Raw genomic sequence first — 26240 nt, 5'->3', positions numbered from 1 at the left:
CCTTCACGGCGCTGTGGTTCCCGCCGCTGCTGGGCGGGTTCATCGTGATCGCCCTCGTAGCGCGCCCACCCGAGGCCCGCCCGCGACCACGATGATGAAGACTCCCTGGAGGCGTCCTCTCATGGTGTCGGGCACGGCGGCCTGCATCATCGTGTTGCGGTAGATCGAGCTCACGTTGTCGGAGGCTCCTGAGAGGGCGAGCGCGACGCAGGCGGCCACGATGAGGGGGATGCTCGGAGATCTCTCGGTGGCCGAGCCGGTGAGGGCGCCGATGAGCAGGACCAGGCCGAACAGGGCGATCGCGGCTCCGTACGCCTCGACGGCTCTCGCGATACCGCGTCCGTGCCACCGGTACTGCACAACGCGGCCGGAGAGCAGACTCGATCCGAAGGTGCCGACGGCGACGGCCGCGGTGAGCAGGCCGGTGGTGACGGCGCCTCCGCCGAGGATCACCGTGCCCAGCGCGGGGAAGAGCACGAGCGGCTGCCCGAAGGTCATCGCGACGATGTCGAGGATGTACTGCATCCGGATGTTCCCGGCCCTGCGAAGGAAGCGCCAGCCGTCCTTGAGAGACTCGAGGCCCGGCCGCACGGTCTCGCCCTCGGGGCGCAGCGCCGGGAGCGTCCACAGCCCGAGGAACATCGACAGCATGAGCACGACGTCGATCGAGTACGTCCAGCCGTACCCAGTCAGGGCGACGAGGATGCCGGCCAGCGCTGGCCCCGCCATGACGGTGAGCCCGAACGCGACGCCGTTCAGCGCGGATGCCGCCGCGAGCTGATCTCTCGGGATCAGACGGGGCACGATCGCGGTGCGGGTGGCCATGCCCACCGAGTTCGCGGCGGAGTTGATCATGCTGAGCGCGTAGAGCCACCAGATCGTCTCCATGCCGGTCCAGGTGAGTGCGGCGAGGAGGGCCGTCGAGGCGAACGTCACGGTGGCGGCGATCAACGCGACGAGACGGCGGTCGAAGGCGTCGGCGAGCATGCCGCCGTACAGGCCCGCGAGGATCATCGGCACGAGCCCCGCCACCGCGATCATGGACACGGCGAAGGTGCTGTGCGTGAGGGAGAACACGTGCAGCATCACGGTGACGATGGTGAGCTGCCCGCCGATGCCGGTGAGTGTGGATCCGATCCACATCCTGGCGAACGCCGGGCTCCGCCGCAGCGGGGTCAGATCGATGAGATGGCCGCGCGTCGCGCTCACTGTTCTTCTCGGTCCTGCACCCTCCGAGCGTATCCGAGGGGCGGGGGAGCGGGCGCCGCGCATGGTCGCCCGTGGGGCCGGATGGCTGGTAGACTCTTCAGGTTGCCGTTTGATCGGCCGCGGATAAAGAGAGCTCGCACATCAGGTGCCGGGCACCGCGCAACAAGCAGAGAGGGGATCGAATCTATGGCACTGGAAGCAGACGTCAAGAAGGCGATCATCGAAGAGTACGCGACGCACCCCGGTGACACCGGATCCCCCGAGGTGCAGGTCGCAATGCTGACGCAGCGCATCAAGGACCTCACCGAGCACCTCAAGGAGCACAAGCACGACCACCACTCGCGTCGTGGCCTGTTCCTGCTCGTCGGTCAGCGCCGCCGTCTCCTGGGTTACCTCCAGGACATCGACATCAACCGTTACCGCTCGCTCATCGAGCGTCTCGGACTGCGTCGATAAGGCATTGAGCCCAGCGTTCAATCGCGCAGAACATTCTTGAGAAGGCCGCCCACGGTGTGGGCGGCCTTCGTCATGTCCAGGTTGACGACCCGGCTTCTTTCCCGTAGGAAAGTAAGAAGCTTTCCCGATGGAAACCGGGGGTCATCATGGAACAGAAGCCGATCGACGGCACCGCACCGCTCGCTCCGCCGTCCGCTGATGTCGCGCGCCAGTACCTCGACGAGGTCGAGGAGGTGCACCGTCGTCGTGACGAGCGCGTCGACCGGCGTGCGTCGTCGTGGCAGGCCGTTCTCAGCGGCATCGCCATCGCCATCCTCATCACCGCCCTGCTGCTGGTCAATCGCGCGGACGCGACGTCGACGCAGCCGTTCATCTTCCTGATCATCGTCACGGGTCAGATCAGCGCAGGGTTCGCCGAGCGCGCGGGCGTGCAGTGGCGGGCGTTCGGCCCGAGGCCGTGGTCGGTCGTAGCGGTGGTCGTCTACGGCGTCGCGATGGTCGCGCTCTTCCTGCTGATCCTCATCGACGCGCAGAACCGCCCGCTGTGGATGAACTTCATCCCCGGCCTCGCCATTCTTCTGGGGTTCGGCGGTTACGGCGCTGCCCTGCTGTGGCGCGAGCGAGGTCAGGAACGGCGACCCGCGAGACCGCGGGAGCCGTTGCCGGGCCAGACTCGAGCCGCCACCGCGGGCCTCGGCATCCTGATCGGCGTCGCCGCGCTGTCGATCGGCATCGAGAACGCGCTGCTCGGTTCGATCGTCGGCATCCTCGTGATGATGGCCGTGGTCGTGTGGCTGTTCCTCTGGGCGACGGATGCCGGCCCGCAGGCGCTCGGACGGTACTGGCGGTGGCCTCAGATCGCGGCCTACCTGTCGAGCATGGGCGTGGTCACCTGGCTCGCGCTCCAGCGTGCGTACTCCGACGCCGTGACCCTGCCGTCGGCCCTGGGAGCGGCCGCAGCAGCCGCAGCGCTGCTGTGCATCGCTGCGTGTCTGCCCGCGCCGGTCGACGAGCCGTCGACGACGGCCGAGGCCCCCTCGGAGGGGAGATGACCGAACGCGACGCCCATCCGCGGACACGTCTCGACGACAACTTCGCCTCGCCCATCAGGTTCTCGCTGATGGCATCGCTCGGAGAAGGCGTCGAACTCGACTTCGCGACGCTCGCCGACATCCTCCAGGCGAACGACTCCGCCCTCAGCAAAGCGATCTCGCACCTGCAGGCCGCCGGCTACGTGCGAGCACGCAAGGGGAGCGCGGGAAGCCGGCCTCGCACCTGGGTGCGCTCCACTCCGGCAGGAATGAGTGCCTTCTCCGGGCATCTGCGCGCGCTGCGCGAGATCGTCGAGCTCGGCGGGCACGTCGGGTTCTGACGTCTCTCGCGAGTTCGCCGCGGCGACGGACGACCTCGGCGGGGATGCCGACGGCGGGCACGTTGCACGGCGCCGACCCCGCCGGCACGCCTTTGGAGGCCGGCCGAGCCTTGCAAGGGGGCGGCAGTACCGACGGAACGGAAGCGCCGTCGGGTCAGACGGTCGCCGCCACCAGGTCCGCGTGGTGGATCGCCGCCACGTCGGGGTGCGCGCGCAGCCGGGACTTCAGCGCGTTCTCTCCGTAGAGCGCGTGGATGGGGTTGCTCGGGTCCTCGGTGACCCCGGTCGCCTCGGCCGCGAGGTCGTCGGGCAGCTCGATGAGCGGCAGCCGCTTGTCCAGCGCGGGGTTGAAGAAGAACGGGATCGAGATGCGCTCGTCCGGCGCCTGCGGGGAGACGACGCGGTGATTCGTGGCCTTGAGGTAGCCTCCTGTCGCGTACTCGAGCAGCTCGCCGATGTTCACGACGAAGGCGCCGGGCACGGGAGGCGCGTCGACCCACGATCCGTCCCGCTCGACCTGGAGGCCGCCCTTGCCCGGCTCGACCCAGAGCAGGGTCAGCACGCCGGAGTCCTTGTGTGCGCCGACGCCCTGCTGCGGCTCGGGCTCGTGGGTGCCGGGATAGCGGACGATCTTGATGAGTGTGGAGGGCTCGCCGAAGTGCTCGTCGAAGTACGACTCCTCGGCGCCCAGGGCCTGCGCCCAGGCGCGCAGCAGCCTGCGGGAGACATCGGAGAGGGTCTCGTGCCACTCGCCGACGACGTCACGGAGCTCCGGCTGGGCATCGGGCCACAGGTTCGGTCCGATCAGTCGGTTGAAGGCGGGGCCGTCGTCGACCGCCGGGCGCTCGGGGCCGATGTCGATCTGCTCGCGCCAGTCGACCTTCCCCTGCGTGCGCTCTCCGCCGATGCGGGTGTAGCCGCGGAAGTGCGGGCTGTTCACGTTCTCGATCGCGAGCTTGTCGTCCTCCGGCAGAGCGAAGAAGTCGAGGGCCGCGCGGTGGAGCCGGGCTTCGAGGTCCGACGAGACGCCGGTGCCGGTGAGGTAGAAGAAGCCGACGTCGTGGGTCGCCTTCCGCAGGTCGTCGCGGAACCGTGCGGCCGCCTCCGGGCCTGCATCGAGCTGGGAGAGGTCGAGGATCGGGAGCGAGAGTTCAGCCATGTCCCGAGAGTAGATCGGCTGTGGGGCACCGGCGCCGAGTGTTTCAGAGCATTACCGAGCGTGACGGCATTCGAGCGGGTGATGCGCAGGTGCTAAAGTCTCATCGGTAAGGGATGCCTTACCTTCGTCCGTATCGAGAGAGTCTCCACCCGTGCTCGCCAGCTTTCTGATCGGCCTTCGTGAGGGCCTCGAAGCCGCGCTCGTCGTCGGCATCCTCGTCGCCTATCTCCGCAGGCTCGGTCGCCGCGACGCTCTGCCTCGGCTGTGGATCGGCATCGGTCTCGCGATCACGCTGGCGATCGTCTTCGGCGCCGTTCTCACGTTCGGCGCGTACGCGCTCGCCCCGGGCGCACAGGAGCTCATCGGCGGGCTGATGTCGCTCCTCGCCGTCGCGATGGTCACCTGGATGATCTTCTGGATGCAGAAGGCCGGGCGGGCGATGAAGGCGACGCTCGAGGGCGGCATCGATCGAGCGCTCACCCAGGGCGGGCTCTGGGCGCTGGTCGCGATCGGCTTCGTCTCCGTGGCGCGGGAGGGCATCGAGACGACGCTGCTGCTGTGGTCGATGGTGCAGTCGTTCGGGGATGCCCCGCTGGCCGTCGTCGGCGCCCTTCTCGGTCTCCTGGTCGCCGTCGTCGTCGGCTGGCTCCTCGCACGCGGCGCCGTCCGCCTCGATACCAGGCGCTTCTTCGCCTGGACAGGTGCATTCCTGGTGATCGTCGCCGCGGGGGTCCTCGCCTACGCGATCATGGACCTGCAGGAGGCCGGCGCGCTCCCCGGCCCGTTCAGTCCGCTCGCTCCCATCGATCCCGTCACCGGCGCGGTCGGCATCGGCTGGACCGCCTTCCCGTTCGGGTGGGCGTTCGACGTCAGCTCGGCGATCGCGCCGGACAGCACGTGGGCGACGATCCTCCAGGCCACGATCGGCTTCCGCCCGCAGATGTCCTGGCTTCAGGTCGTGGTCTGGGCCGTCTACATCCTCGTCGTCGGATTCTTCTTCCTCCGCGGTCTTCGCGGCCGCAGGACCGCTCGTGCGGCGGTCGCGCCGGTCGAGAACGCCGCGACGCCTTCACTCACACAGCAAGGAGCAGCATGACCACCTCTCGCCGGATCCTCGGTGCCCTCGCCGCCGCAGGCGCGGCAGCGCTCGTCCTGAGCGGCTGCGTCGCCAAGGCCGACGTCGCCGCTGGCGCCTCGTTCGACGTCTCCTCGACCGACAGCGCGTGCGACGTCTCTGGCGCCACCGCGAAGAGCGGCACGCTGGTCTTCGACGTCAAGAACACCAGCGGCCAGACCAGCGAGTTCTACCTGCTGGCCGAGGACGGCCTCCGCATCGTCGGAGAGGTCGAGAACATCGCCCCCGCCGCGTCGCGCACCCTCACGGTCGTTGCGCAGCCCGGCACCTACTACACGCTCTGCAAGCCCGGCATGATCGGCGACGGCGTCGGCAAGGCCGAGTTCACCGTCACGGGTGACCGCGTCGCCGTCACCGGAGAGGATGCCGAGCAGAAGCAGAAGGCCGTCGACCTCTACGCGGCCTTCGTGAAGGACCAGGTCGGTCAGCTCGTCCCCGCGGTCGACGCCCTCGTGGCCGCGTACGAGTCGGGAGACGACGAGACCGCGCGCACGCTCTTCCCGCAGACCCGGGCGTTCTACGAGCGCATCGAGCCGGTGGCTGAGGCTCTGGGTGACCTCGACCCGAGGATCGACTACCGCGAGGTCGACGCCGTCGCCGAAGGGCTCGACTGGACGGGATTCCACCGCATCGAGAAGGACCTCTGGGTGCCTGCGCAGGACGCGCTGAACGCCGACGGAGAGACTCCCGCCTGGCAGGACTGGGCGCCGTCCACGCCCGAGGAGCGCGCGGGTTACGGTGATCAGCTGATCGCCGACACCCAGGAGCTGTACGACTACGTGCACTCGAAGGACTTCACCACGGCGCTCGACGACCAGGGCATCGGCGGCATCTCGAACGGCGCGATCGCGCTGCTCGACGAGGTCGCGACGGGCAAGATCTCCGGCGAGGAGGACTGGTGGTCCGGCACCGACCTCTACGACTTCGCCGCCAACGTCGAGGGGTCGAAGATGGCCTTCTCGCTCGTGCAGGACTTCGCCGAGGCGCAGGGCGCCGAGGGCAAGAAGCTCGTGGGTGAGATCGAGGACGGCTACGCGGCCCTCGAGGCGGCGCTCGCGAAGCACGGCTCGCTCACCGACGGCTTCGTGAACTACTCGCAGCTCACGGAGGACGACAAGCGCGAGTTCACCGACCTGATCAACGCGCTGGCGGAGCCGCTGTCCCAGCTCACCGGCACGGTCCTCGACTGACTCACGGAACAGGTACGATCCCGAGGTGAGTGAAAGCAAGACGGATGCCGCTGTCCCCGTGTCGGATGACGATGCGGGGGCCGCGGCATCCGCTTCTCCGGGTCTGAGCAGGCGTGGGCTGCTGGGGTTGGCCCTTGGCGGAGGCGTGGCCGGACTCGCCGTCGGCGTCGGCGGGGGACTGGCCGGAGGCGTCGCGCTCGGACGGGCGAGGGCGGATGCCGACGCGCAGAGCGTCTACGACTTCTTCGGCGCGCACCAGGCGGGCATCACCACCCCTGTGCAGGAGCACCTGCACTTCGCCTCCTTCGACATGATGCCCCGCACCGACCGCGACGATCTGATCTCGCTGCTGCAGGACTGGTCGTACGCGGCCTCTCGCATCACGCAGGGGCTCGAGGTGAGCGCGACCGGAGCGGTGGGCGGCGACGCCGAGCAGCCGCCGGACGACACCGGCGAGGCGCAGGGGCTTCCCGCGGCCGGGCTCACGATCACCATCGGCTTCGGGCCGACCCTCTTCGAGAACGAGGACGGCGATCGATACGGCATCGCGGCGCTGCGCCCTGAGGGCCTGGAGCGTCTTCCCGCCTTCCTCGGCGACGACCTCGACCCCGCGCATTCGCACGGAGACCTGTGCATCCAGGCGTGCGCAGACGATCCGCAGGTGGCCGTGCACGCCATCCGGAATCTCAGCCGGATCGCCTTCGGACGCGCCCGCCTCCGATGGTCGCAGCTGGGCTTCGGCAAGACCTCGCGCACCACATCGGCCGGCGCGACGCCGCGCAACCTCTTCGGGTTCAAGGACGGCACGGCGAACATCCTCGCCGACGATTCGAAGGCGCTGGAGGAGAACGTCTGGGTGCCTGCGTCCGCCGAGCCCGCCTGGATGGCCGGCGGCTCCTATCTCGTCGCGCGCAAGATCGCGATGCTCATCGAGACGTGGGACCGTGTGCGGCTCAGCGAGCAGGACACGATCATCGGTCGGGAGAAGGGCAGCGGCGCTCCGCTGTCGGGTGGCGACGAGTTCACCGAGCCGACGTTCTCGGGGTCGGCGATCGACCGGAACTCGCACGTGCGGCTCGCGCACCCCGACCAGAACGACGGCATCCGCATCCTGCGCCGCGGGTTCAACTACGTCGACGGGAACAACGCACTCGGACGCCTGGACGCCGGACTGTTCTTCCTCTCGTACCAGCGCGACCCGCAGCAGTTCATCACCCTGCAGAAGCGCCTCTCGACCGACCTGATGAACGAGTACATCCGCCACGTCGGCTCGGGGATCTGGGCGATCCCCGGCGGCGCCGCAGCGGGCTCGTACGTCGGCGCCGAGCTGTTCGCCTGAGGCTCGGCCTCAGCTCTTCGTCATGTCCTGCGCGAGCATGACCAGGATGCCGCTCGGACCCCGCAGATACGTGAGTCGGTAGACGCCCTTGTAGTCCGCGACGCCGCGCAGCGGGACGCATCCGTGCGTCGCCGCCGTCTCCAGGGCCGCGTCGATGTCGTCGACGGAGAAGGCGACACGGTGCATGCCGATCTCGTGGGGGAGCGTCGGGTGGGTCTCGACGGCATCGGGGTGGATGTACTCGAACAGCTCGAGGCGGCCATCGCCGTCCGGCGTCTGGAGCATGGCGATCTTCGCGTGGTTGCCGTCGAGGCCGACCGCGGTGTCGGCCCACTCGCCGCTCACCGTGTCGCGCCCGATGACCGTCAGACCGAGATCGGTGAAGAAGGCGATGGCTTCGTCGAGGTCCCTGACGGCGATCCCGACGTTCTCCAGGGTGATGGGCATGGGGGCATGCTAGTCGCCGTCGCCGACATGCTCCAGAGCGATCGTCGCTACCGCGGTCGCCGGGAGCCGGTCGGGTCGCTGCGGTGCCCCTCGCGGGTGGCGAGCTGCGGGTCGGCGAACAGCCAGGCAGGCCGCGGCTCGACCAGGGGGCGGAACAGGCGCCGCACGGGCTTCGTGGCGAGCACGAGCGCGACGAGGATCGACGAGACGGTCACGAGCGGGAGCCAGAGCCATGTCGGCTCGAGATCGCGGAGGATGCCGGACTCGCGGAAGGGGTACAGCACGAACGAGTGCAGCAGGAACACGTACATCGTGTACTGGCCGAACGAGGTCCACCAGTAGGTCCCCCGCGGGATGAGCGTGAAGAAGGCGGCGCTGAGGAGCACCGCGACCACCATCAGGGCGATCCGCGCCCCGCCTGCCCACCACTGCTCTCCGCCGAGATCGGCGTACGAGTCCTCGTAGAACAGCCAGTGCCGCAGGTCGATCTTCTCCCACACGTCGAGCCAGAACCACGCCGTGAAGCCGGCTCCGGCCAGGAGAGCGACGGCGATGACCCGAGACCACCACGGCCGGTGTGCCAGAAGCTGGAAGCGCGAGACGATGTCGCGCTCCCGCAGCCACCAGCCGAGGGTGAAGAAGGGCAGCAGACCGAGCGTGCGCGAGAGCGAGAAGGTGCTGTCGATGTTCGGCAGGTAGCCGACGCCGATCGAGATGACGATCGTCCACAGCAGCGGCCAGCGCAGCAGGGCGAGATAGGGGAGCACCAGTCGGAAGATGCCGAGGGCCAGCAGGAACCACAGCGTCCACGACGGCTTGGTGAGGTTGGGGTTCGCCTGCCCCTCGACGAGCCATTTCGTGAGGGTCCAGACGAGCTCGAAGATGACGTACGGCACCAGGATGTCCGTGATGACGCGGGCCATCTGGACCCTGGTCGGCGATCCGGACTTCGAGAAGTACCCCGAGATGATCGCGAAGGCCGGCATGTGGAACGCGTAGAGCGCCAGGTAGAAGGCGAGCGCGATGTCGGAGTCGTAGATGAGACGCTGGATGGCGTGGCCGAGCACGACCAGCACGATGCAGATGTAGCGCGCGTTGTCCCAGAACGGCACGCGGCGTCGAGGCCTGGGAACGGCCCCCGTGACGGGGCCTGTCGCATCCGCTCCGGCGCTGTTCATCCTCCGAGGCTACCCCCGGGAATAAAGTTGGTGCGGTCGCGTTGACTCAGATACATTCAAATGAATAGAAACGGATGCCGAGTCGTCCGCTTCGGAGAGCACGGAGAATCATGAGCGAGCAGTCAGGCGCACAGGCGATGCAGTTCGGCATCATGTCGGTCAGCGACATCACCCGCGACCCCACCACCGGCGTCACGCCCAGCGAGCAGGAGCGGATCGCGGCCACGACGACGATCGCCAAGCACGCGGAGGAGGTCGGCCTCGACGTCTTCGCGATCGGCGAGCACCACAACCCGCCGTTCTGGTCGTCCAGCCCCACCACGTTCCTCGCCGCGCTCGCGGCGCAGACCGAGCGTCTCATCGTGTCCACGTCGACGACGCTCATCACCACGAACGACCCCGTCCGCATCGCTGAGGAGTACGCGATGCTGCAGCACGTGTCCGGCGGACGCATGGACCTCATGCTCGGCCGAGGCAACACCGGTCCCGTGTACCCCTGGTTCGGGCAGGACATCCGTCAGGGCCTTCCTCTGGCGATCGAGAACTACGCTCTGCTGCACAAGCTGTGGCGCGAGGACGTCGTCGACTGGGAGGGCAAGTTCCGCACGCCGCTGCAGGGCTTCACCTCGACGCCGCGCCCGCTGGACGGCATCGCCCCCTTCGTGTGGCACGGCTCCATCCGCACCCCGGAGATCGCCGAGCAGGCCGCGTACTACGGCGACGGCTTCTTCGCGAACAACATCTTCTGGCCCAAGGAGCACTATCAGCGCCTGATCGAGCTGTACCGCCAGCGCTACGCGCACTACGGACACGGCACCCCCGAGCAGGCGATCGTCGGGCTCGGCGGCCAGGTGTTCATGGCGGCGAAGTCGCAGGACGCGGTGACGCAGTTCCGCCCGTACTTCGACAACGCCCCCGTGTACGGCCACGGCCCGAGCCTCGAGGACTTCAGCGAGATGACCCCGCTCACCGTCGGCTCGCCGCAGCAGGTCATCGACCGTTACGCCGCGATGCGCGAGCACTACGGCGACTACCAGCGTCAGCTCTTCCTCATCGACCACGCGGGGCTGCCGCTGAAGACCGTGCTCGAGCAGCTCGACATCCTCGGCTCCGAGGTCGTCCCTGTGCTCCGCAGGGAGCTCGCGAAGGACCGCCCGGAGTCGGTGCCCGACGCCCCGACCCACGCCGCGCGCGTCACGGCGGTGTACGGCGACGGCCCGACCCGCCAGGCGCGCCCCGGTGCGAACCGCGGCGACAACCTCACCGGCGACTCGCCCTATCAGGACACGCCGGCACCCGCCGGCTCCGCGTTCGGCCTCGGCCGGAAGGAGGCGTGAGATGACCACCACGCGTCGCATCGCCGTCGTCTCGGCGGGGCTCTCCAACCCCTCGTCCACGCGGATGCTGGCGGATCGCCTCGCCGCCGAGACCGTGAAGGCGCTCGCCGCTCATGACATCGAGGCGAGCATCGACGTGATCGAGCTGCGCGACTACGCGCACGACATCACGAACAACATGCTCACTGGCTTCGCCCCGCCGGCGCTGGAGACGGCGATCAACACGGTCGTGTCCGCCGACGCGCTGATCGCCGTGACGCCGATCTTCTCGACGAGCTACTCGGGTCTGTTCAAGTCGTTCATCGACGTGCTCGATCCCGATTCGCTGACGGGGAAGCCGGTCCTGATCGGCGCGAACGCGGGGACGGCGCGGCATTCCCTCGCGATCGACTACGCGATCCGTCCGCTGTTCGCCTACCTCCACGCGGATGCCGTCTCCACCGGCGTGTTCGCCGCCTCCAGCGACTGGGGCGGTGCGGGTGACGACGTCGCCCCGCTCGCCAAGCGCGTGGAGAAGGGCGCACGTGAGCTCGCAGATGCGGTCGCCGCTCGGGACACGGCCGAGGCGGCCGACCCGTTCGACCCCGCGACCTACCTGGGCGAAGGGCGTTCCTTCGGCCACATGCTGGGCGGTCTCGCGGGAGAGTGAGCGGCAGGGGCAGGCGCCGTCGACAATGTCCGTGGGACATCGTACGGTGGCGTCATGCCCCTTACCTCTGCACTCGAGTCCGTCCGCGCCGGCTTGAACGGCGCGCTCGTCCTGCCGTCCGATGACGGCTTCGACGCCCAGCGCCGGCCGTGGAACCTGGCGGTCGAGCAGCGGCCGGAAGGCGTGGCTGCCCCGGTCGACGTCGCCGATCTGCGGTCGCTGCTGCGCATGGCCGAAGACACCGGCGTGCGCCTCGCGGTGCAGCCGAGCGGGCACGGCGCGTCCGGAGACCTCGCGGGCGCCGTGATCGTCCGGATGGGCGCGTTCGACGCGCTCGACGTCGATCTCGACGCCGGCGTCGTCCGCGTGGGAAGCGGAGTTCGATGGGGAGCCGTCGTCGATGCCCTGGAGGGCACCGGCTGGTCGGCGCCCGCAGGCACGAGCCCCGTCGTCACGGTCGCGGGCTACACGCTCGGCGGAGGTCACTCCTGGTTCAGTCGAACGGCAGGCCTGGGATCCGACGGTCTCCGTGCGGCGTGGATCCTGCGCCCGGACGGCACGCACGGGCGCGTCGACGACGACAGCGACCCCGAGCTGATGTGGGCGCTGCGCGGCGCCGGCGGCATCGTCGGGATCGTCACGGCGCTCGAGATCGACCTCGTCCGCACCCCTGACCTGTGGGGCAGCGGGCTGACCTTCGACGTCGCGGATGCCGCGGCAGTCATGCGAGCGGTGCGCGACCTCGCCGCGACCGCGCCCTCCTCGCTCAACGTCTTCATGAACTCGATGCGGATGCCCGACGCTCCGCAGCTGCCGGAGGAGATCCGCGGGCGCAGCTTCCTCACCGTGCAGGCGCTGTCCACCGACGGCGCCGCAGAGGGGCTGATCGACGGCATCCGCCGTGCGGGCACGGTGCGCAGGGAGGTGTCCGGTCCGACGTCGCCCGCCGCTCTCGCTGCGGGGTCGAACGAACCGACAGATCCCACGCCTGGTCGGGGCGCCTCCGCGGCGCTCACGGACCTCGACGACAGCATGATCGACGAGCTGCTGGCCTTCCGTGAGCTGCCGGAGCAGTGGCCCATCATCGGCATCGACATCCGGATGCTCGGAGGGGCTCTCGCGCGTCCTCGTCGGTCCGGACTGGCCTCGCTCGAATCGGCCGGCTGGCTGCTGCACGCGCTCTCGCCGCTGTTCCCGGGCGCGCCGAGGGAGCCGGGAGATGCCAGCATCGCGGGGTTCCGCGACCTTCTCGCTCCGGTCCCTGCCGGGCGCACGATCCCGACGTTCCTCACCCCGGGGCAGACGCTCGACCGCTGCGCCACACCGGAGGAGATCGAGCGCCTCAGAGCACTTCGCGCCGAGATCGATCCGAACGGACTCCTGCACGAAGGGCGGCTGCCCCGCTGATGTCCCTCGCTCTCGGGGTAGCGTCGTAACCGACATCACCCAACCAGCTTCGGATGGAGAGCCATGGAGATCGCAGTCGCAGGCGGAACCGGCATCGCAGGATCCGAGGTCGTGAAGATCGCTCAGCAGCGTGGTCACCGAGTCCGCGTCCTCACCCGTGGCAACGGCGTCGATGTGCGCTCCGGGGCCGGACTCGATGAGGCGCTGTCCGGCGCGGACGTCGTGATCGACGTGCTCAGCACCTCGACGCAGAGCGCCCGTGCGGCCACGGAGTTCTTCACCGAGACCTCCTCGCACCTCCTCGCGGCAGGACACCGTTCCGGGGTGGGACACCATCTCGCGCTGTCGATCGTCGGCGTCGATCGGGCGCCCCACGGCTACTACGCCGGAAAGCTCGCTCAGGAGCAGACGGTCCGCTCTGGGCAGGTGCCGTGGACGATCCAGAGAGCGACGCAGTTCCACGACTTCGCCGCGCAGACCTATCGCACGGCGGCAGTCGGACCGCTGCATCTCGCCCTGAGGATGCGCACGCAGCCGATCGCGATCGTGGAGGTCGCGACGCGGCTCGTCGACCTCGCCGAGGCAGGACCGTCGGAGCGGGCGCGGGACATCGCGGGCCCGCAGGAGGAGCAGCTCGTCGACATGATGCGCTCCTGGGCCGCGCACGCAGGCAGGAGCGGCTGGATGCCGGCTCTCTCGCTCCCCGGGGCCTTCGGGCGTGCGATCCGCGACGGCAGCATCCTCCCGGATGCGGATGCCGACCTCGGCACCGTGACCTTCGCGGACTGGCTCAACGCGCAGCCCCGAGGCTGACGGCCTCGCGGTCTGACGGCCTCGCGGCTGACCGGCCTCGCGGCTGACGACTGATCGCTGACGGCTGATCGCCGGGGCTCGCCGCGGTGTCGGGGAACACCGAGCGCGCGCCGCCGCCCCCGAGCCCTGGTGCGGTGATGGCGCCGGTGCTCAGCCGATGTCGGGCCGGTTCCGGCTCCACGCGTACTCGGTCTCCGGGCGCCCGCGCGTTCCGTAGCGCGCGGCCTTGGCGACGACGCCCTCCGCGACGAGGTGTTCGAGGTAGCGCCGCGTGGCGACGCGGGACATTCCCAGGGCGTCTGCGGCCTCGGTCGCCGACAGCGGGCCGGTCGAACGCAGGATCGTGGCGACACGGTCGAGGGTGCCGCCGGACAGCCCTTTCGGGAGCGCGATTCTGCCCGTCGTCCGCCCGAGCAGGGCGTCGATCTCCGCCTGGGTCGCCTCCCCGTCGGTCGTCCGGGCCTGATCGCGATGCTCCCGGTACGCGGTGAGGCGTTCGGCGAACACCGCGAACGGGAAGGGCTTGACCAGGTACTGGAACACCCCGAGCGCGGCCATCTGCCGCACGGTCTCCGCGTCGCGTACGGCGGTGATGGCGATCACATCGATCGCGGCGGCACGAGCGCGGAGCGTGCGCAGCACATCCAGACCCGTTCCGTCCGGCATCGTGATGTCCAGGAGCACGAGATCGAACGTGCGCTCGGGCGGCTGATCGAGCACCGCGGCGAGGGCCGCACGGGCTCCGGTGCACTCGCCGCCGACGACGAAACCCTCCAGGCGCTCCACGTAGGTGCGGTGCAGTTCGAGCGTCAGGGCGTCGTCGTCGACGATCAGCGTGCGGATCACGACCTTCTCCTGCCTGCGGCGGGGAGCGTGACGCGGAAGGTCGTCGGATCGTCGAGGATCTCCACGGTGCCCCCGGCATCCGTCACGACCGAGCGGACGAGAGCGAGTCCGACGCCGCGCCCCTGGGCGTCGGCGGGCTTCGTGGAGAAGCCGTGCTCGAAGATCCTCTCCCTGATCTCTGCCGGCACTCCTGCGCCGCTGTCGGCGACGTCGAGCACGATCCCACCGGCGTCGGACGTGCTCAGCGACACCTCGACCCATCGGTCTTCCGCCGCGGAGGCCGCGTCCATCGCGTTGTCGATGAGGTTGCCGAGCACGGACACGCTGTCCACGGTCGACAGGGGCGACCGCGGCGCCTCCGGTTCGATGCGCACCCTCCAGTCGATGCCGCGCTCCTTCGCCTGCGAGGCCTTGCCGAGCAGGAGTGCGCCCACCGCCGGATCCCCGTGGCGGCGCGCCGTGACCTGGTCGACCAGCGACTGACTCTGCCGGGAGGTCTCGGTGAGGATGTCGATCGCCTCGCCGGTGCGCCCCAGCTCCAGCAGTGCGACAGCGGTGTGCATCCGGTTTCCGTGTTCGTGCGTCTGCGCCCGCAGCGCCTCGCCCAGGGTGCGGATCGACTCGTACGATGACACGGCGTCGCGGACCGTGCCCGGCGGCAGGTCACCGGCGATGCGCCGGGTGAAGCGCCGGGCGGCCCAGGCTCCGAGCGCACCGATCGCCACGAGCAGAAGGGTGATCGCCAGCGACAGCGGAAGGCGCCGCACGAGCGTCTCGGAGATCGTCTCTGTCGTCACCCCCGCGGAGACCCAGCCCCTCAGCACGCCGTCGGCGTCGATCACGGGGACGATCGTCCGGACCGAAGGGCCGAGCGTGCCGGTGAAGGTCTCGGTGAACGGGACCGGCCGCTCGGGGATCGTCCCGAGATAGCGTCCGCCGATCTGCGACAGGTCGGGATGGGTGATGCGGATGCCGTCGGTCGTCATGATCGTCACGAAGTCCAGCCCGGCGGAATCGATGACGGAGAGCGCGTACGGCTCGAGGGCGGCGGTCGCCGCGTCCGCATCCTCGTCTCGGAGGGCGCTCGACACCGCACCGGATGCGGCGATCGCCGCCGCGGTGGCCCCGGTCGCGCGCTCGGCCTCCGCCTGCACGGCGCGCTGCGTCTCCGCGACGAGGAACGCGGCGACGAGGATGCCGATCACCGCCGCGGCCGAGATGAGGACGAGGAAGACGCGGGTGGCGGCGCTGAGCGTGCGGCGCTGCGTCATCGGCATCCTCCGGTCCTCGTCGGCCTGGTCGTGACCAATACGACCACAAATGGCGCCCGTCTGTGAAGTCGGCGACGGTGATGTCACGCCCCGCGACGACGCGGGGAGACGCATGACACGACGACGTTCATGACCGAGGAGGACACATGGCCATCACGACCGGATTCACACTGCCGGGATTCCACTGGCGACGCGGAAAGCAGGCCTGGGACCGGCACACCTGGCTGTATGTGTCGGTGATCATCGCCGTCGTTCTCGGCGCGGTGGTCGGACTCGTCTGGCCGGAGTTCGCACAGGCGCTGGAGCCCATCGGCAAGGGCTTCGTCTCGCTGATCAAGATGATGATCGCCCCCATCATCTTCTGCACGATCGTGATCGGCATCGGCTCGATCGCGAAGGCCGCCACCGTCGGCAAGATCGGCGGGCTCGCACTCGCCTACTTCCTGGTGATGTCGACGTTCGCCCTGGCCATCGGCCTCGTCGTCGGCAACATCATCCACCCCGGCGAGGGCCTCAACATGGCGGGGGCGACCTACGACGCCACCTCGACCGAGGCGAAGACGACTCAGGAGTTCGTGCTCGGCATCATCCCGCCCACCTTCTTCGCGGCGTTCACAGGGGAGAGCGTGCTCCAGGTGCTGTTCATCGCTCTCCTGGTCGGGTTCGCTCTGCAGGGGCTCGGCGAGCGCGGTGCCGGCATCATGGACGCCGTCAAGCAGCTGCAGAAGCTGGTGTTCCGCATCCTCGGGATGATCCTGTGGCTCGCCCCGCTCGGCGCGTTCGGCGCCATCGCCGCCGTCGTCGGCAAGACGGGGATCGCGGCGATCTGGAGCCTCGGCGTGCTGATGGTGGCGTTCTACATCACATGCATCGTGTTCATCGTCGTCGTCCTCGGTGCTCTGCTGTGGGCTGTGACGAGGGTCAACATCTTCAGCCTGATGAAGTACCTGGCTCGGGAGTACCTGCTGATCGTCGGCACCTCGTCCTCGGAGTCCGCGCTGCCCCGCCTCATCGCCAAGATGGAGCACGTCGGCGTCTCCAAGCCGGTCGTCGGCATCACCGTCCCCACCGGCTACTCGTTCAACCTCGACGGCACGGCGATCTACCTGACGATGGCGTCGCTGTTCATCGCCACGGGTATGGGACAGCCGATGTCGATCGGCGAGCAGATCGGCCTCCTGGTGTTCATGATCATCGCGAGCAAGGGGGCCGCGGGCGTCACCGGGGCCGGCCTCGCGACTCTCGCCGGAGGACTGCAGGCCTACCGTCCCGACCTCGTCGACGGCGTGGGCGTGATCGTCGGGATCGACCGGTTCATGTCGGAGGGACGCGCGCTGACGAACTTCACGGGCAACGCGGTCGCGACGCTCCTCATCGGCACCTGGACCCGCCAGATCGATCGCGATCGTGTGCGGCAGGTGCTCGGCGGCGAGCTGCCGTTCGATGAGTCGGTGCTCGACGGAGTGGACGCTCACGGAGATGCTCCCGCACCTCAGGCCGCCGATCTGACCGAGCTCAACGATGCCGCCGTGGCCGAGATGTCGGCGAAGGAGGAGAGAGCGAGAGCACGCGCCTCCCAGGGCTGAGCGGCCTGTGAGGGATGCGGGAGCCGGTGGAAGCCGGTTCCCGCATCCGTGTGGTCAACCGCTCTTGCGTCGGAACTCGCGCCGCGTCTGCGGGGCGGGCGCGCCATGGACGGCGGAGTCGCCGTCGAGGTGGGCCTCGCCCTGCCGGTGGTGCGCGTTCTTCTTCTCGAGCGCTTCCTTGAACTTGCGCTTCATGTCCTCGGTCGAGGACGCGCCTTCTTCGGTGCTCATGTCCGCCAGCCTAGGGCACGCCCCAGCCGGTCGGCTGTTCACTTCCGCAGTCTGCGGGTCGACAGGTCGATCGCCGCGCCGAGACCGACGGCGACGGCGATCGAGACGAGCACCGCCACCACGGGGCCGCCGGGGATCAGCGTGGCCACGATCGCCCCGACCGAGGCCTGATAGGCGGCCCACCCCAGTGCGGCGAGGAAGACGAGGGCCAGGTAGCGGGGAGGGTGGATGCGCGAGGCCCCTGCCACGAGATTGATCGCGAGTCGGGCGAAGGGCACGAACCTCGCCGTGAAGAGCACCGTGGCCGTTCCCGTGTCGAGCCGGCGCCGCGCCCACGCGAGAGCCTGCTGCACCCTGGCGGTGCGCATCCACCGCCAGCGCTCCGTGCCGACCGTGCGCCCGATCAGATAGCAGGCGGCGTCTCCGGCCGCGGCGGCGATGCCCGCGCAGCCGATCACCGCCCAGAGGGGAGGGGTACCGGACGACGCGGAGATCGCACCGAGCGCGGTGACGGCGATCTCCCCGGGGATCACCACGAAGAAGGCATCGCCCAGGACGAGGAGGCTCATCACGGCGAGGGCCCACGGGGTGGAGAGCAGATCGAGCGGCACGGCTCCAGAGTGCGCGGCTCAGGTGAACGGCAACCAACGGCGGGATAGCCGGTGACGGGCGCTCCAGCATCCGGTGAACATCTGGTGCCCAGAGCTGTTTCGGGCGCCGAGGCCCTCGAGACGACGGCATCCTGAGCGTGTGAGAGTCGCGATCGTGACAGAGTCCTTCCTTCCGCACATGAACGGTGTCACCGGATCCGTGCTGCAGATCCTGAGGCACCTCGAGCGCACGGGCCATGAGGCGCACGTGATCGCACCGGATGCCGTCGGCATCCCCGACTCCGTGCACGGAGCGATCGTCGAGTCGATCCCCAGCCTCCCGCTGCCCGGCTATCGCAACGTCAGGGTGGGCACGTCCCCGGCGCACCGCGTCGCGGCATCCCTGCGCCGGTTCCAGCCGGACGTCGTGCATCTGGCCTCGCCGTTCGCCCTGGGGTGGCGCGGAGTGCTCGCGGCCGAGCGTCTGGGCATCGCCTCGGTCGCCGCCTACCAGACCGATGTCGCCGCGTACACGGAGCGCTACCGCATCGCCGCCACCACCGGCATCGCGCAGACGCACATCGCACGGCTGCATCGCAGGGCCACGCTCACGCTCGCGCCATCGGCGGATTCCGCCCATCAGCTCGCGAGGCTCGGCGTCGACAGGGTACGGCGATGGGGGAGAGGGGTGGATGCCGAGCGCTTCCAGCCGCTGCGACGCGACCCCGCCCTGCGGGGGTCCTGGGGTGCGGAGACCGTGATCGGCTACGTCGGCAGGCTCGCCCCGGAGAAGCAGGTCGAGGACCTCGTCGCGCTGCGCGGGATCCCCGGCACCCGACTGGTGGTCGTCGGCGACGGTCCGAGCAGACAGCGGCTGGAGGCTCTCCTTCCCGAGGCGCTGTTCCTCGGCCATCTCGACGGCGATGCGCTCGCCGCGGCGCTGGCCTCGTTCGACGTCTTCGTGCACCCGGGGGAGAGCGAGACGTTCGGGCAGACCCTTCAGGAGGCCCACGCGAGCGGCGTCCCCGTCGTCGCCACGGGGCGCGGCGGCCCCCTCGACCTCGTGCGCATGGGCATCGACGGATGGCTCTACCGACCCGGCGACCTCGACGATCTGCGGATGCGCGTGGCCGATCTCGCCGGCGACGTCCGCAAGCGCAGAGCCTTCGGGGAAGCCGGGCACGAGGCCGTACAGGGGCGCAGCTGGGCCGGCGTATGCGACCAGCTGCTTTCGCACTTCGACGACGCGATGCTCCTGGGGGCGGTGGACCGCGGCCTGCGCGCTCGCCGCGTGGTCAGGCCGGAGCGGTCGACGCCGGCCCCGCAGACGCGCTGGCGGCGCTACGTCGCCCTCGGCGACTCCCTGACCGAGGGGCTGTGCGATCCGGCGCCGGACGGCGCACTGCGGGGCTGGGCGGATCGCCTCGCGCTGCTGCTCGCGGCCCGCGGAGGACTGCACTACGCGAACCTCGCGATCCGCTCGAAGCGGGTGTCGGACGTGTGCGGCCCCCAGCTGGAGCGAGCGCTGCAGCTCCGCCCAGACCTCGTGTCGATCCTCGTCGGGGCGAACGACCTGGTGAAGCCGAACGTCGACGTCCCTGGCCTTGCACGACGGGTCGAGGACGCGGTGGAGCGCCTCAGAGCGTGCGGCGCGGACGTGGTGCTCGTCACCCCCTTCCTCCCCGGACGCCGCGCGGCGGCGATCTACACGCGACGGTTCGCCGCCTTCGCGACCGCGCTGAGCGGAGTCGCCGCGCGCACGGGCGCGATCCTCATCGACACCGATCTGCATCCGTCGCTGCGAGACCGGCCCAACTGGGGGGAGGACCTCGTGCACCTCAGCAGCAGAGGGCACCGGTTCCTCGCGTACCGCGCCGGTGAGGTGCTCGGCGTGCCGCACGCGGAGGCGCTCGGAACGCTGGACGCCGCTCTGCACGAGCACGAGCCGATCGGTGCAGGGGTCTGGTGGCGCCGCCACGCGCTGCCCTGGGTCTGGCGTCGGCTTCACGGACGCGCCGCGGGAGACGGCAGGTCGGCGAAGCACGACGACTACGTGTACCTCGGACGCTCGTCGGTGCAGAGCGCGGTGGAGGTGCGCTGACCTGTACCCCGCGGCACGTGCTCGCGGGGCAGGGGCTTTCTCGCTAGCGGCGGCCCATGCCGTGGTACGTCCACCCGGCGGCACGCCATGCGGCCGAGTCGAGGCAGTTGCGACCGTCGATGACGATGCGCTTCGAGACCAGCGCACCGGCGTGTTCAGGAGTGAGATCGCGGCGGTACTCGTCCCATTCGGTCACGATGACGACCGCATCGGCGTCTCGAAGAGCCTCGTCCCTCTCCCGCGTGTAGGAGAGCTGCGGATGCACCGCGGCGGCGTTCTCGGTCGCGGCGGGGTCGGTGATGATCACGTCCGCGCCGAGACCCCGCAGCCGTATGGCGACGTCGAGGGCAGGGGAATCGCGGATGTCGTCGCTGAACGGCTTGAAGGCCGCTCCGAGCACGGCGATGCGGGCGCCGAACACGAGCCCGCCCAGCGCATCGACCACGAGACGGACGGCGCGCTCGCGCCGCCGCAGATTGATCGCGTCCACCTCGTGCAGGAAGCCCACGGCCTCGCGGCGGCCCAGCTCCTCCGCGCGTGCGGCGAAGGCCCTGATGTCCTTGGGCAGGCAGCCGCCTCCGAACCCGATGCCCGAGCCGAGGTAGCGTCGCCCGATCCGCGTGTCGTGGCCGAGGGCGTCGGCGAGAAGCGCCACATCCGCGCCGGCGGCCTCCGCGATCTCCGCCATCGCGTTGATGAAGGAGATCTTCGTGGCGAGGAACGCGTTGGCGGCGCCCTTGACCAGTTCAGCGGTGGCGAGATCCGTCACGAGGAACGGCGTCCCGGAATCCACGGCGGGGCGGTACACCTCCCGGAGCAGATCGGCGGCGCTCTCCCCGTCTGCGCCGTCCGGCACGCCCGCCACGATGCGGTCGGGTGAGATGGTGTCGTGCACGGCCCATCCTTCGCGCAGGAACTCCGGATTCCACACCACGGTGGCCCCGGTCTCCGCGACCTTCGCGGCGAGGCGGGTCGCGGTGCCGACGGGGACGGTGGACTTGCCGGCGAGCACGTCCCCGGCTCGGAGGTGCGGGAGGAGCGAGTCGACCGCGGCATCCACGAACCGCAGGTCGGCGGCCTGCCCACCCGCGACCTGCGGGGTGCCGACGGCGAGGAAGTGCACGGCGGAGCCTGCGGCATCCGCCATGCGCGCGCTGAAGTGCAGGCGCCCTGACGCGAGTCCCTCCTGCAGCAGCTCGGTCAGCTGTGGTTCGAAGAAGGGGGCGACGCCGTCGGAGAGAGAGGAGATCTTCCGCTCGTCGACGTCGATGCCGATGACGTCGTGTCCGATCGAGGCCATCGCCGCGGCGTGCACGGCACCGAGGTACCCGCAGCCGATCACTGACATGCGCATGGGTACAGACCAGCGGATGCCGGCCACGCCGCGGCGTCCGCCGGCTGAACGGTCGATGACCGGGGAGTGTCCGATCCGCGATGCCCCCGGCGCCACGTCGGAATCCGCCCCTCGCTGGTAGGGTGGGGGAGTTGACGTGTGTCAACCCCACAACTTCATATCGACTCATGGAGCGATCGGCGGAGAAGCTGGTCCCCTGTGGTGGGTTCCTCGGCGATCGTCGGGTGGCTTTCTACTGGTGGCCAGCGCAGGCGACATTCGCGGGAGTGCCCGCGCGCCCGAACCCTGCCCTTCCGCTCCTTCATGAACACGCTCGCGCGTCATACGGATTCGCGAGTCTAAACAAAGAAGGAGAGACCTCTTGGAAGGTCCTGAAATCACCGCCACCGAGGCCGTTCTCGACAACGGCCGCTTCGGCACCCGCACCATCCGCTTCGAGACCGGCCGCCTCGCGCAGCAGGCTCAGGGCGCAGTCGCCGCGTACCTCGACGGCGAGACCATGCTCCTCTCGGCCACCAGCGCAGGCAAGCACCCGCGCGAGGGCTTCGACTTCTTCCCGCTGACGGTCGACGTCGAGGAGCGCTCCTACGCCGCCGGCAAGATCCCCGGCTCGTTTTTCCGTCGCGAGGGCCGCCCCTCCACCGAGGCGATCCTGGTCTGCCGTCTGATCGACCGCCCGCTGCGTCCGTCGTTCGTCGACGGCCTGCGCAACGAGGTCCAGATCGTCATCACCGTCCTGTCGATCGCTCCCGGAGAGTTCTACGACGCTCTGGCGATCAACGCGGCCTCCGCGTCGACCCAGATCTCGGGTCTGCCGTTCTCCGGCCCCGTCGCCGGTGTGCGCCTCGCGTTCATCCCGGGTCACGGCGAGCACGCCGACCAGTGGGTCGCGTTCCCGACCGCCGAGCAGGTGTCCGAGGCCGTGTTCGATCTGATCGTCGCCGGTCGTGTCGTCACCAAGTCCGATGGCACGGAAGACGTCGCCATCATGATGGTCGAGGCTGAGGCCACCGAGGGCAGCTGGAACCTCATCAAGGCCGGCGCCACCAAGCCGAACGAGGAGATCGTGGCCCAGGGCCTCGAGGCCTCGAAGCCGTTCATCGCCCAGCTCGTCAAGGCTCAGGCCGAGCTCGCCGCCACGGCGTCGAAGGAGCCGGGCGTGTACCCGGTCTTCCCGCCGTACGCCGACGAGGTCCTCGACTTCGTCTCCGAGCGCGCGTTCGCCGAGCTCACCGACGTGTACCAGATCGCCGACAAGGTCGAGCGCCAGAACGCCGACGACGCGATCAAGGACCGCGTCAAGGCCGAGCTCACCGCAGCGGTCGAGGCGGGCACGCTGCCCGAGTCGGCACTGGGCGAGTTCTCCGCCGCCTACAAGTCGGTCACGAAGAAGATCGTCCGCGGTCGCATCCTGACCGAGAGCGTCCGCATCGACGGTCGCGGCCTGGCGGACATCCGTCCGCTCGACGCCGAGGTGCAGGTCATCCCGCGCGTCCACGGCTCCGCGATCTTCCAGCGCGGTGAGACCCAGATCCTGGGCGTCACCACGCTGAACATGCTCAAGATGGAGCAGCAGATCGACTCGCTGTCCCCGACGACGAGCAAGCGCTACATGCACCACTACAACTTCCCGCCCTACTCGACCGGTGAGACCGGCCGCGTGGGGTCGCCGAAGCGTCGCGAGATCGGGCACGGCTTCCTCGCCGAGCGCGCACTCGTGCCGGTGCTGCCGAGCCGCGAGGAGTTCCCCTACGCGATCCGTCAGGTCTCCGAGGCGCTCAGCTCCAACGGCTCGACCTCGATGGGCTCCGTCTGCGCGTCCACCCTGTCGCTGCTGAACGCGGGTGTGCCGCTGCGCGCCCCCGTCGCCGGCATCGCGATGGGCCTCGTCTCCGACGAGGTCGACGGCGAGACCCGCTACGCGGCGCTGACCGACATCCTTGGTGCTGAGGATGCTCTCGGCGACATGGACTTCAAGGTCGCCGGCACGAGCGAGTTCGTCACGGCGATCCAGCTCGACACGAAGCTCGACGGCATCCCATCGTCGGTGCTCGCGGGCGCGCTGACCCAGGCCCGCGAGGCCCGTCTGACGATCCTCAACGTCCTGAACGCCGCGATCGACGCTCCCGACGAGATGGCGCCGACCGCGCCTCGCGTCATCAGCGTCCAGATCCCGGTCGACAAGATCGGCGAGCTGATCGGCCCGAAGGGCAAGACGATCAATGCGATCCAGGACGAGACCGGCGCTCAGATCTCCATCGAGGAGGACGGCACCGTCTACATCGGCGCGACCGACGGCCCCTCGGCCGAGGCCGCCCGCGCCCAGGTCAACGCGATCGCCAACCCGACCAACCCCGAGGTCGGCGAGCAGTTCCTCGGAACCGTCGTGAAGATCGCCACCTTCGGCGCCTTCATCTCGCTGCTCCCGGGCAAGGATGGCCTGCTGCACGTCACCGAGGTGCGCAAGCTCGCCGGTGGCAAGCGCGTCGAGAACGTCGAGGACGTCCTGTCCGTCGGCCAGAAGATCCTCGTGAAGATCACGAAGATCGACGACCGCGGCAAGCTGTCGCTCGAGCCCGTCCTCGACGACGCTCCGGCGGCCGACGCGGCTCCTGCGGAGGACACCGCCGCCGAGTAAGCATCGATGCTCGCACGGAACCCGGCTCCTCCTCCGTGGAGGGGCCGGGTTCCGTCGTATTCGATGTGACCAAAACGTTACGGGAAGTTTCCGCGGCGTTCGCCGGAATGGACGGCCCGTTCCCAGATGTCGCTTACCCTCGAAGTACGCACCGGGGGGTGCACACACAAGCAGTGACGCAGGTCGGAACGCACCGATCGACGCGGGGGTGAAAGTATGCGGTTGTTCAGCGTAGGCGCAGGGGCGCCGGTCGAGCGTGCACAGCACGAGACCGCTGAGCACCCGTCCGCGCCCATTCCGATCGTCGGCCCAGGCGTCGGCGAGAACATTCGCGTCTCGCTCGGCGAGACGGGCTTCGAGACGTTCCCCCTCATGCTCGGAGCCGCCGAGTTCGGCTGGAACGTCGATCTCGAGACCAGCCACGGCATCCTCGACCGCTACATCGAGTTCGGCGGCAACGCGATCCACACCGCCGACGGGTTCTCCGGCGGTCGCAGCGAGCACATCATCGGCCAGTGGCTGCGTTCTCGCGGGCTCCGCGACCGCACCCTGCTGAGCGTCCGCATCGGCGCTCACGCCGACAACCCCGGCCTCGGTTCGGTGAACCTGGTGCGCGCCGTGGAGGGTTCGCTCACGCGACTCGGCGTCGAGCGCATCGACGTGCTGTACCTCGACGCCACGCTCGACGTCACGACCAACCTCGAAGACACGCTCGCCACGGTGGAGTGGCTCGTCGAGGCCGGGAAGATCGGCTCGGTCGGCGCCTTCGGCTTCTCGCCGGAGCGCCTCGTCGAAGCGCGCATCCTCGCCTCCGCGGGCTATCCGCGCATCGAGGTCATCGATGCGCCGTACAACCTCGTCCGCCGTCAGCCGTTCGAGGGCGACCTGCGTCTGGTCGCCGGCGCGCAGAACCTGGCGGTCACGCCGTCGCACGCGCTGGAGCACGGCTTCCTGTCCGGTCGCCACCGCAGCAAGGCGCTCGCATCCCAGGGGGTTCGGGGCGAGCAGCTGAGGAGCCACCTCAACCGTCGGGGCATCAAGATCCTGCGGGCGCTCGACCAGGTCGCGACCGAGCTGTCGGTGCCCGTCGCCGCCGTCTCGATCGCCTGGCTGCTCGCTCAGCGCACCATCGCGGCGCCGATCGTGAACACCTTCGCGACCGATCACGTCGACGAGCTCATGCAGGGCGCAGGGGTCACGCTGTCCCGCGCGCAGGTCGCCGACCTCACTCGAGCGGGCAACTGAGCGTCGTCACGCGACCGTCACATACCTGGCATATGGTGGAGTGAAGCCCGGCAGATGCTGGCGATGAAGCGAGCGAGTTGTGACGCACTACATATATCTGGTCAGACACGGTGAACATCAGGATGCCGAGCACGGCCTCGCCGACGGACCCCTCTCGCCCAGGGGGCAGCGTCAGGCGGAGCTGATCGCCGACCGCCTCTCCGGGCTCCCTCTCGACGCGGTGTGGCATTCGCCGCTGCTGCGGGCGAACGAGACGGCGCGTGCGGTCGCCGAGCGCCTCCCGTCCGTCGACCCCGAGCCGACGGCGCTGCTCTTCGACTGCGTACCCACCGGCATGACGGAGGAGACGCCTGCGGCGTTCGAGCCCTTCTTCGGCTCGGTCACCGAGGCGGAGATCGAGGCGGGCGGTGCGCAGATGGCAGACGCGGTCAACGAGTTCCTCGTGCGCAAGACCGGTGACGTGCACGAGGTGCTCATCACGCACAACTTCGTGATCTCCTGGTTCGTCCGGGAGGTGCTGGGCGCGCCCGAGTGGCGCTGGATGACCCTCAACCAGGCCCACTGCGGGCTCACCGTGATCGCTCAGAAGCAGGGGCGTCCCTGGACGCTCCTCACGCACAACGACACCGGGCACCTCCCGGTGGAGCTCCGCACGGGCATCCCCGACGGCATGCCCGTCTGAGCAGG

General features: G+C 69.5%; 24 protein-coding genes. 15 read left to right on the top strand and 9 right to left on the bottom strand.

What is annotated here, in order from left to right; translation table 11 throughout:
* Positions 1-39: 39 nt before the first annotated feature.
* Positions 40-1209 carry an MFS transporter gene (locus CQ047_RS15275; protein WP_105676628.1) on the bottom strand — a complete coding sequence of 390 codons (1170 nt, stop codon included), beginning with the start codon at positions 1207-1209 and terminating at the stop codon, positions 40-42.
* Positions 1210-1395: 186 nt separating this feature from the next.
* Between CQ047_RS15275 and rpsO the strand changes: the two genes are divergently transcribed.
* The 3 genes from rpsO (at position 1396) to CQ047_RS15260 (ending at position 3037) form a co-directional block, all read left to right on the top strand.
* Positions 1396-1665 carry a 30S ribosomal protein S15 gene (rpsO, locus tag CQ047_RS15270; RefSeq protein ID WP_005048780.1) on the top strand — a complete coding sequence of 90 codons (270 nt, stop codon included), beginning with the start codon at positions 1396-1398 and terminating at the stop codon, positions 1663-1665.
* A 146-nt stretch (positions 1666-1811) separates the two neighbouring features.
* Complete coding sequence (locus tag CQ047_RS15265; protein ID WP_105676627.1) at positions 1812-2717, top strand: hypothetical protein; 906 nt, start codon at positions 1812-1814, stop codon at positions 2715-2717.
* Positions 2714-3037 (top strand): transcriptional regulator, encoded by a 324-nt coding sequence (locus CQ047_RS15260; RefSeq protein WP_105676626.1) that lies wholly within the window; start codon positions 2714-2716, stop codon positions 3035-3037. Before CQ047_RS15265 ends, CQ047_RS15260 begins: the two co-directional genes overlap by 4 nt.
* 154 nt (positions 3038-3191) lie before the next feature.
* Here CQ047_RS15260 and CQ047_RS15255 read toward each other — a convergent pair whose 3' ends face one another.
* A complete protein-coding gene (locus CQ047_RS15255) occupies positions 3192-4196 on the bottom strand; it encodes an isopenicillin N synthase family oxygenase (RefSeq protein WP_105676625.1) in 1005 nt (334 codons plus the stop codon).
* A 151-nt stretch (positions 4197-4347) separates the two neighbouring features.
* On the opposite strand from CQ047_RS15255, the gene efeU reads away from it, so the two are divergent.
* From efeU to efeB, 3 genes are read left to right on the top strand one after another with little or no spacing between them, the layout of a single operon-like run.
* Complete coding sequence (gene efeU / locus CQ047_RS15250) at positions 4348-5292, top strand: iron uptake transporter permease EfeU (protein WP_105676623.1); 945 nt, start codon at positions 4348-4350, stop codon at positions 5290-5292.
* Positions 5289-6521, top strand: coding sequence for an iron uptake system protein EfeO (efeO, locus tag CQ047_RS15245; protein ID WP_105676622.1), 1233 nt, complete (start codon positions 5289-5291; stop codon positions 6519-6521). Before efeU ends, efeO begins: the two co-directional genes overlap by 4 nt.
* A gap of 58 nt (positions 6522-6579) precedes the next feature.
* Complete coding sequence (gene efeB / locus CQ047_RS15240; RefSeq protein WP_181155966.1) at positions 6580-7860, top strand: iron uptake transporter deferrochelatase/peroxidase subunit; 1281 nt, start codon at positions 6580-6582, stop codon at positions 7858-7860.
* Between the two features lie 9 nt (positions 7861-7869).
* Here the strand turns inward: efeB and CQ047_RS15235 are convergent, their stop codons facing one another.
* Positions 7870-8307 carry a VOC family protein gene (locus CQ047_RS15235; RefSeq protein ID WP_105676620.1) on the bottom strand — a complete coding sequence of 146 codons (438 nt, stop codon included), beginning with the start codon at positions 8305-8307 and terminating at the stop codon, positions 7870-7872.
* Between the two features lie 47 nt (positions 8308-8354).
* Positions 8355-9485, bottom strand: a complete 1131-nt coding sequence (locus CQ047_RS15230; RefSeq protein WP_105676618.1) for an acyltransferase family protein — start codon at positions 9483-9485, stop codon at positions 8355-8357.
* A gap of 110 nt (positions 9486-9595) precedes the next feature.
* Here CQ047_RS15230 and CQ047_RS15225 point away from each other — a divergent pair, with 110 nt between their 5' ends.
* The 4 genes from CQ047_RS15225 (at position 9596) to CQ047_RS15210 (ending at position 13691) form a co-directional block, all read left to right on the top strand.
* Positions 9596-10822 (top strand): LLM class flavin-dependent oxidoreductase, encoded by a 1227-nt coding sequence (locus CQ047_RS15225; RefSeq protein WP_105676617.1) that lies wholly within the window; start codon positions 9596-9598, stop codon positions 10820-10822.
* Between the two features lies 1 nt (position 10823).
* Positions 10824-11471: an FMN reductase gene (locus CQ047_RS15220; protein WP_105676615.1), complete on the top strand. Its 648-nt coding sequence runs from the start codon at positions 10824-10826 to the stop codon at positions 11469-11471.
* A 54-nt stretch (positions 11472-11525) separates the two neighbouring features.
* Positions 11526-12878 carry an FAD-binding oxidoreductase gene (locus tag CQ047_RS15215; RefSeq protein WP_105676614.1) on the top strand — a complete coding sequence of 451 codons (1353 nt, stop codon included), beginning with the start codon at positions 11526-11528 and terminating at the stop codon, positions 12876-12878.
* A 63-nt stretch (positions 12879-12941) separates the two neighbouring features.
* Positions 12942-13691 (top strand): SDR family oxidoreductase, encoded by a 750-nt coding sequence (locus tag CQ047_RS15210; RefSeq protein ID WP_105676613.1) that lies wholly within the window; start codon positions 12942-12944, stop codon positions 13689-13691.
* Between the two features lie 150 nt (positions 13692-13841).
* On the opposite strand, the gene CQ047_RS15205 is transcribed toward CQ047_RS15210, so the two are convergent.
* Both CQ047_RS15205 and CQ047_RS15200 read right to left on the bottom strand, forming a co-directional pair.
* Entirely contained in the window at positions 13842-14537 is a 696-nt protein-coding gene (locus tag CQ047_RS15205) for a response regulator (RefSeq protein WP_105676612.1), read from the bottom strand.
* On the bottom strand, positions 14534-15808 hold the full coding sequence (locus CQ047_RS15200) for an ATP-binding protein (protein WP_105676610.1): 1275 nt from the start codon (positions 15806-15808) through the stop codon (positions 14534-14536). Before CQ047_RS15200 ends, CQ047_RS15205 begins: the two co-directional genes overlap by 4 nt.
* A gap of 146 nt (positions 15809-15954) precedes the next feature.
* Between CQ047_RS15200 and CQ047_RS15195 the strand changes: the two genes are divergently transcribed.
* On the top strand, positions 15955-17394 hold the full coding sequence (locus CQ047_RS15195; RefSeq protein ID WP_105676609.1) for a cation:dicarboxylate symporter family transporter: 1440 nt from the start codon (positions 15955-15957) through the stop codon (positions 17392-17394).
* A gap of 54 nt (positions 17395-17448) precedes the next feature.
* On the opposite strand, the gene CQ047_RS18935 is transcribed toward CQ047_RS15195, so the two are convergent.
* Together CQ047_RS18935 and CQ047_RS15190 are read right to left on the bottom strand one after the other, a co-directional pair.
* Positions 17449-17625 carry a DUF5302 domain-containing protein gene (locus CQ047_RS18935; RefSeq protein ID WP_181155964.1) on the bottom strand — a complete coding sequence of 59 codons (177 nt, stop codon included), beginning with the start codon at positions 17623-17625 and terminating at the stop codon, positions 17449-17451.
* A gap of 38 nt (positions 17626-17663) precedes the next feature.
* Positions 17664-18236: a DedA family protein gene (locus CQ047_RS15190; RefSeq protein WP_258132707.1), complete on the bottom strand. Its 573-nt coding sequence runs from the start codon at positions 18234-18236 to the stop codon at positions 17664-17666.
* Between the two features lie 154 nt (positions 18237-18390).
* On the opposite strand from CQ047_RS15190, the gene CQ047_RS15185 reads away from it, so the two are divergent.
* Complete coding sequence (locus tag CQ047_RS15185) at positions 18391-20316, top strand: GDSL-type esterase/lipase family protein (protein ID WP_223586583.1); 1926 nt, start codon at positions 18391-18393, stop codon at positions 20314-20316.
* A 43-nt stretch (positions 20317-20359) separates the two neighbouring features.
* Here CQ047_RS15185 and CQ047_RS15180 read toward each other — a convergent pair whose 3' ends face one another.
* On the bottom strand, positions 20360-21670 hold the full coding sequence (locus tag CQ047_RS15180) for a UDP-glucose/GDP-mannose dehydrogenase family protein (protein WP_105676635.1): 1311 nt from the start codon (positions 21668-21670) through the stop codon (positions 20360-20362).
* Between the two features lie 361 nt (positions 21671-22031).
* Here CQ047_RS15180 and CQ047_RS15175 point away from each other — a divergent pair, with 361 nt between their 5' ends.
* The 3 genes from CQ047_RS15175 (at position 22032) to CQ047_RS15165 (ending at position 26235) form a co-directional block, all read left to right on the top strand.
* Complete coding sequence (locus CQ047_RS15175; protein ID WP_105676606.1) at positions 22032-24308, top strand: polyribonucleotide nucleotidyltransferase; 2277 nt, start codon at positions 22032-22034, stop codon at positions 24306-24308.
* Between the two features lie 216 nt (positions 24309-24524).
* On the top strand, positions 24525-25553 hold the full coding sequence (locus tag CQ047_RS15170) for an aldo/keto reductase (protein ID WP_223586581.1): 1029 nt from the start codon (positions 24525-24527) through the stop codon (positions 25551-25553).
* Between the two features lie 79 nt (positions 25554-25632).
* Positions 25633-26235 carry a histidine phosphatase family protein gene (locus CQ047_RS15165; RefSeq protein WP_105676605.1) on the top strand — a complete coding sequence of 201 codons (603 nt, stop codon included), beginning with the start codon at positions 25633-25635 and terminating at the stop codon, positions 26233-26235.
* Positions 26236-26240 lie beyond the last annotated feature (5 nt).

It is taken from the genome of Microbacterium sp. MYb72 (assembly GCF_002979415.1).
GTDB lineage: Bacteria > Actinomycetota > Actinomycetes > Actinomycetales > Microbacteriaceae > Microbacterium > Microbacterium natoriense.
Note: the sequence above shows the minus strand (reverse complement) of the source record. Positions and strands in the feature narration are given on the sequence as shown.

Bases quoted from the DNA above. Each gene is read 5' to 3' on its own strand.
- rpsO (WP_005048780.1), top strand. From the start codon at position 1,396: ATGGCACTGGAAGCAGACGTCAAGAAGGCGATCATCGAAGAGTACGCG.
- CQ047_RS15265 (WP_105676627.1), top strand. From the start codon at position 1,812: ATGGAACAGAAGCCGATCGACGGCACCGCACCGCTCGCTCCGCCGTCC.
- CQ047_RS15260 (WP_105676626.1), top strand. From the start codon at position 2,714: ATGACCGAACGCGACGCCCATCCGCGGACACGTCTCGACGACAACTTC.
- CQ047_RS15255 (WP_105676625.1), bottom strand. From the start codon at position 4,196: ATGGCTGAACTCTCGCTCCCGATCCTCGACCTCTCCCAGCTCGATGCA.
- efeO (WP_105676622.1), top strand. From the start codon at position 5,289: ATGACCACCTCTCGCCGGATCCTCGGTGCCCTCGCCGCCGCAGGCGCG.
- CQ047_RS15235 (WP_105676620.1), bottom strand. From the start codon at position 8,307: ATGCCCATCACCCTGGAGAACGTCGGGATCGCCGTCAGGGACCTCGAC.
- CQ047_RS15230 (WP_105676618.1), bottom strand. From the start codon at position 9,485: ATGAACAGCGCCGGAGCGGATGCGACAGGCCCCGTCACGGGGGCCGTT.
- CQ047_RS15225 (WP_105676617.1), top strand. From the start codon at position 9,596: ATGAGCGAGCAGTCAGGCGCACAGGCGATGCAGTTCGGCATCATGTCG.
- CQ047_RS15220 (WP_105676615.1), top strand. From the start codon at position 10,824: ATGACCACCACGCGTCGCATCGCCGTCGTCTCGGCGGGGCTCTCCAAC.
- CQ047_RS15215 (WP_105676614.1), top strand. From the start codon at position 11,526: ATGCCCCTTACCTCTGCACTCGAGTCCGTCCGCGCCGGCTTGAACGGC.
- CQ047_RS15210 (WP_105676613.1), top strand. From the start codon at position 12,942: ATGGAGATCGCAGTCGCAGGCGGAACCGGCATCGCAGGATCCGAGGTC.
- CQ047_RS15200 (WP_105676610.1), bottom strand. From the start codon at position 15,808: ATGACGCAGCGCCGCACGCTCAGCGCCGCCACCCGCGTCTTCCTCGTC.
- CQ047_RS15195 (WP_105676609.1), top strand. From the start codon at position 15,955: ATGGCCATCACGACCGGATTCACACTGCCGGGATTCCACTGGCGACGC.
- CQ047_RS18935 (WP_181155964.1), bottom strand. From the start codon at position 17,625: ATGAGCACCGAAGAAGGCGCGTCCTCGACCGAGGACATGAAGCGCAAG.
- CQ047_RS15180 (WP_105676635.1), bottom strand. From the start codon at position 21,670: ATGCGCATGTCAGTGATCGGCTGCGGGTACCTCGGTGCCGTGCACGCC.
- CQ047_RS15170 (WP_223586581.1), top strand. From the start codon at position 24,525: ATGCGGTTGTTCAGCGTAGGCGCAGGGGCGCCGGTCGAGCGTGCACAG.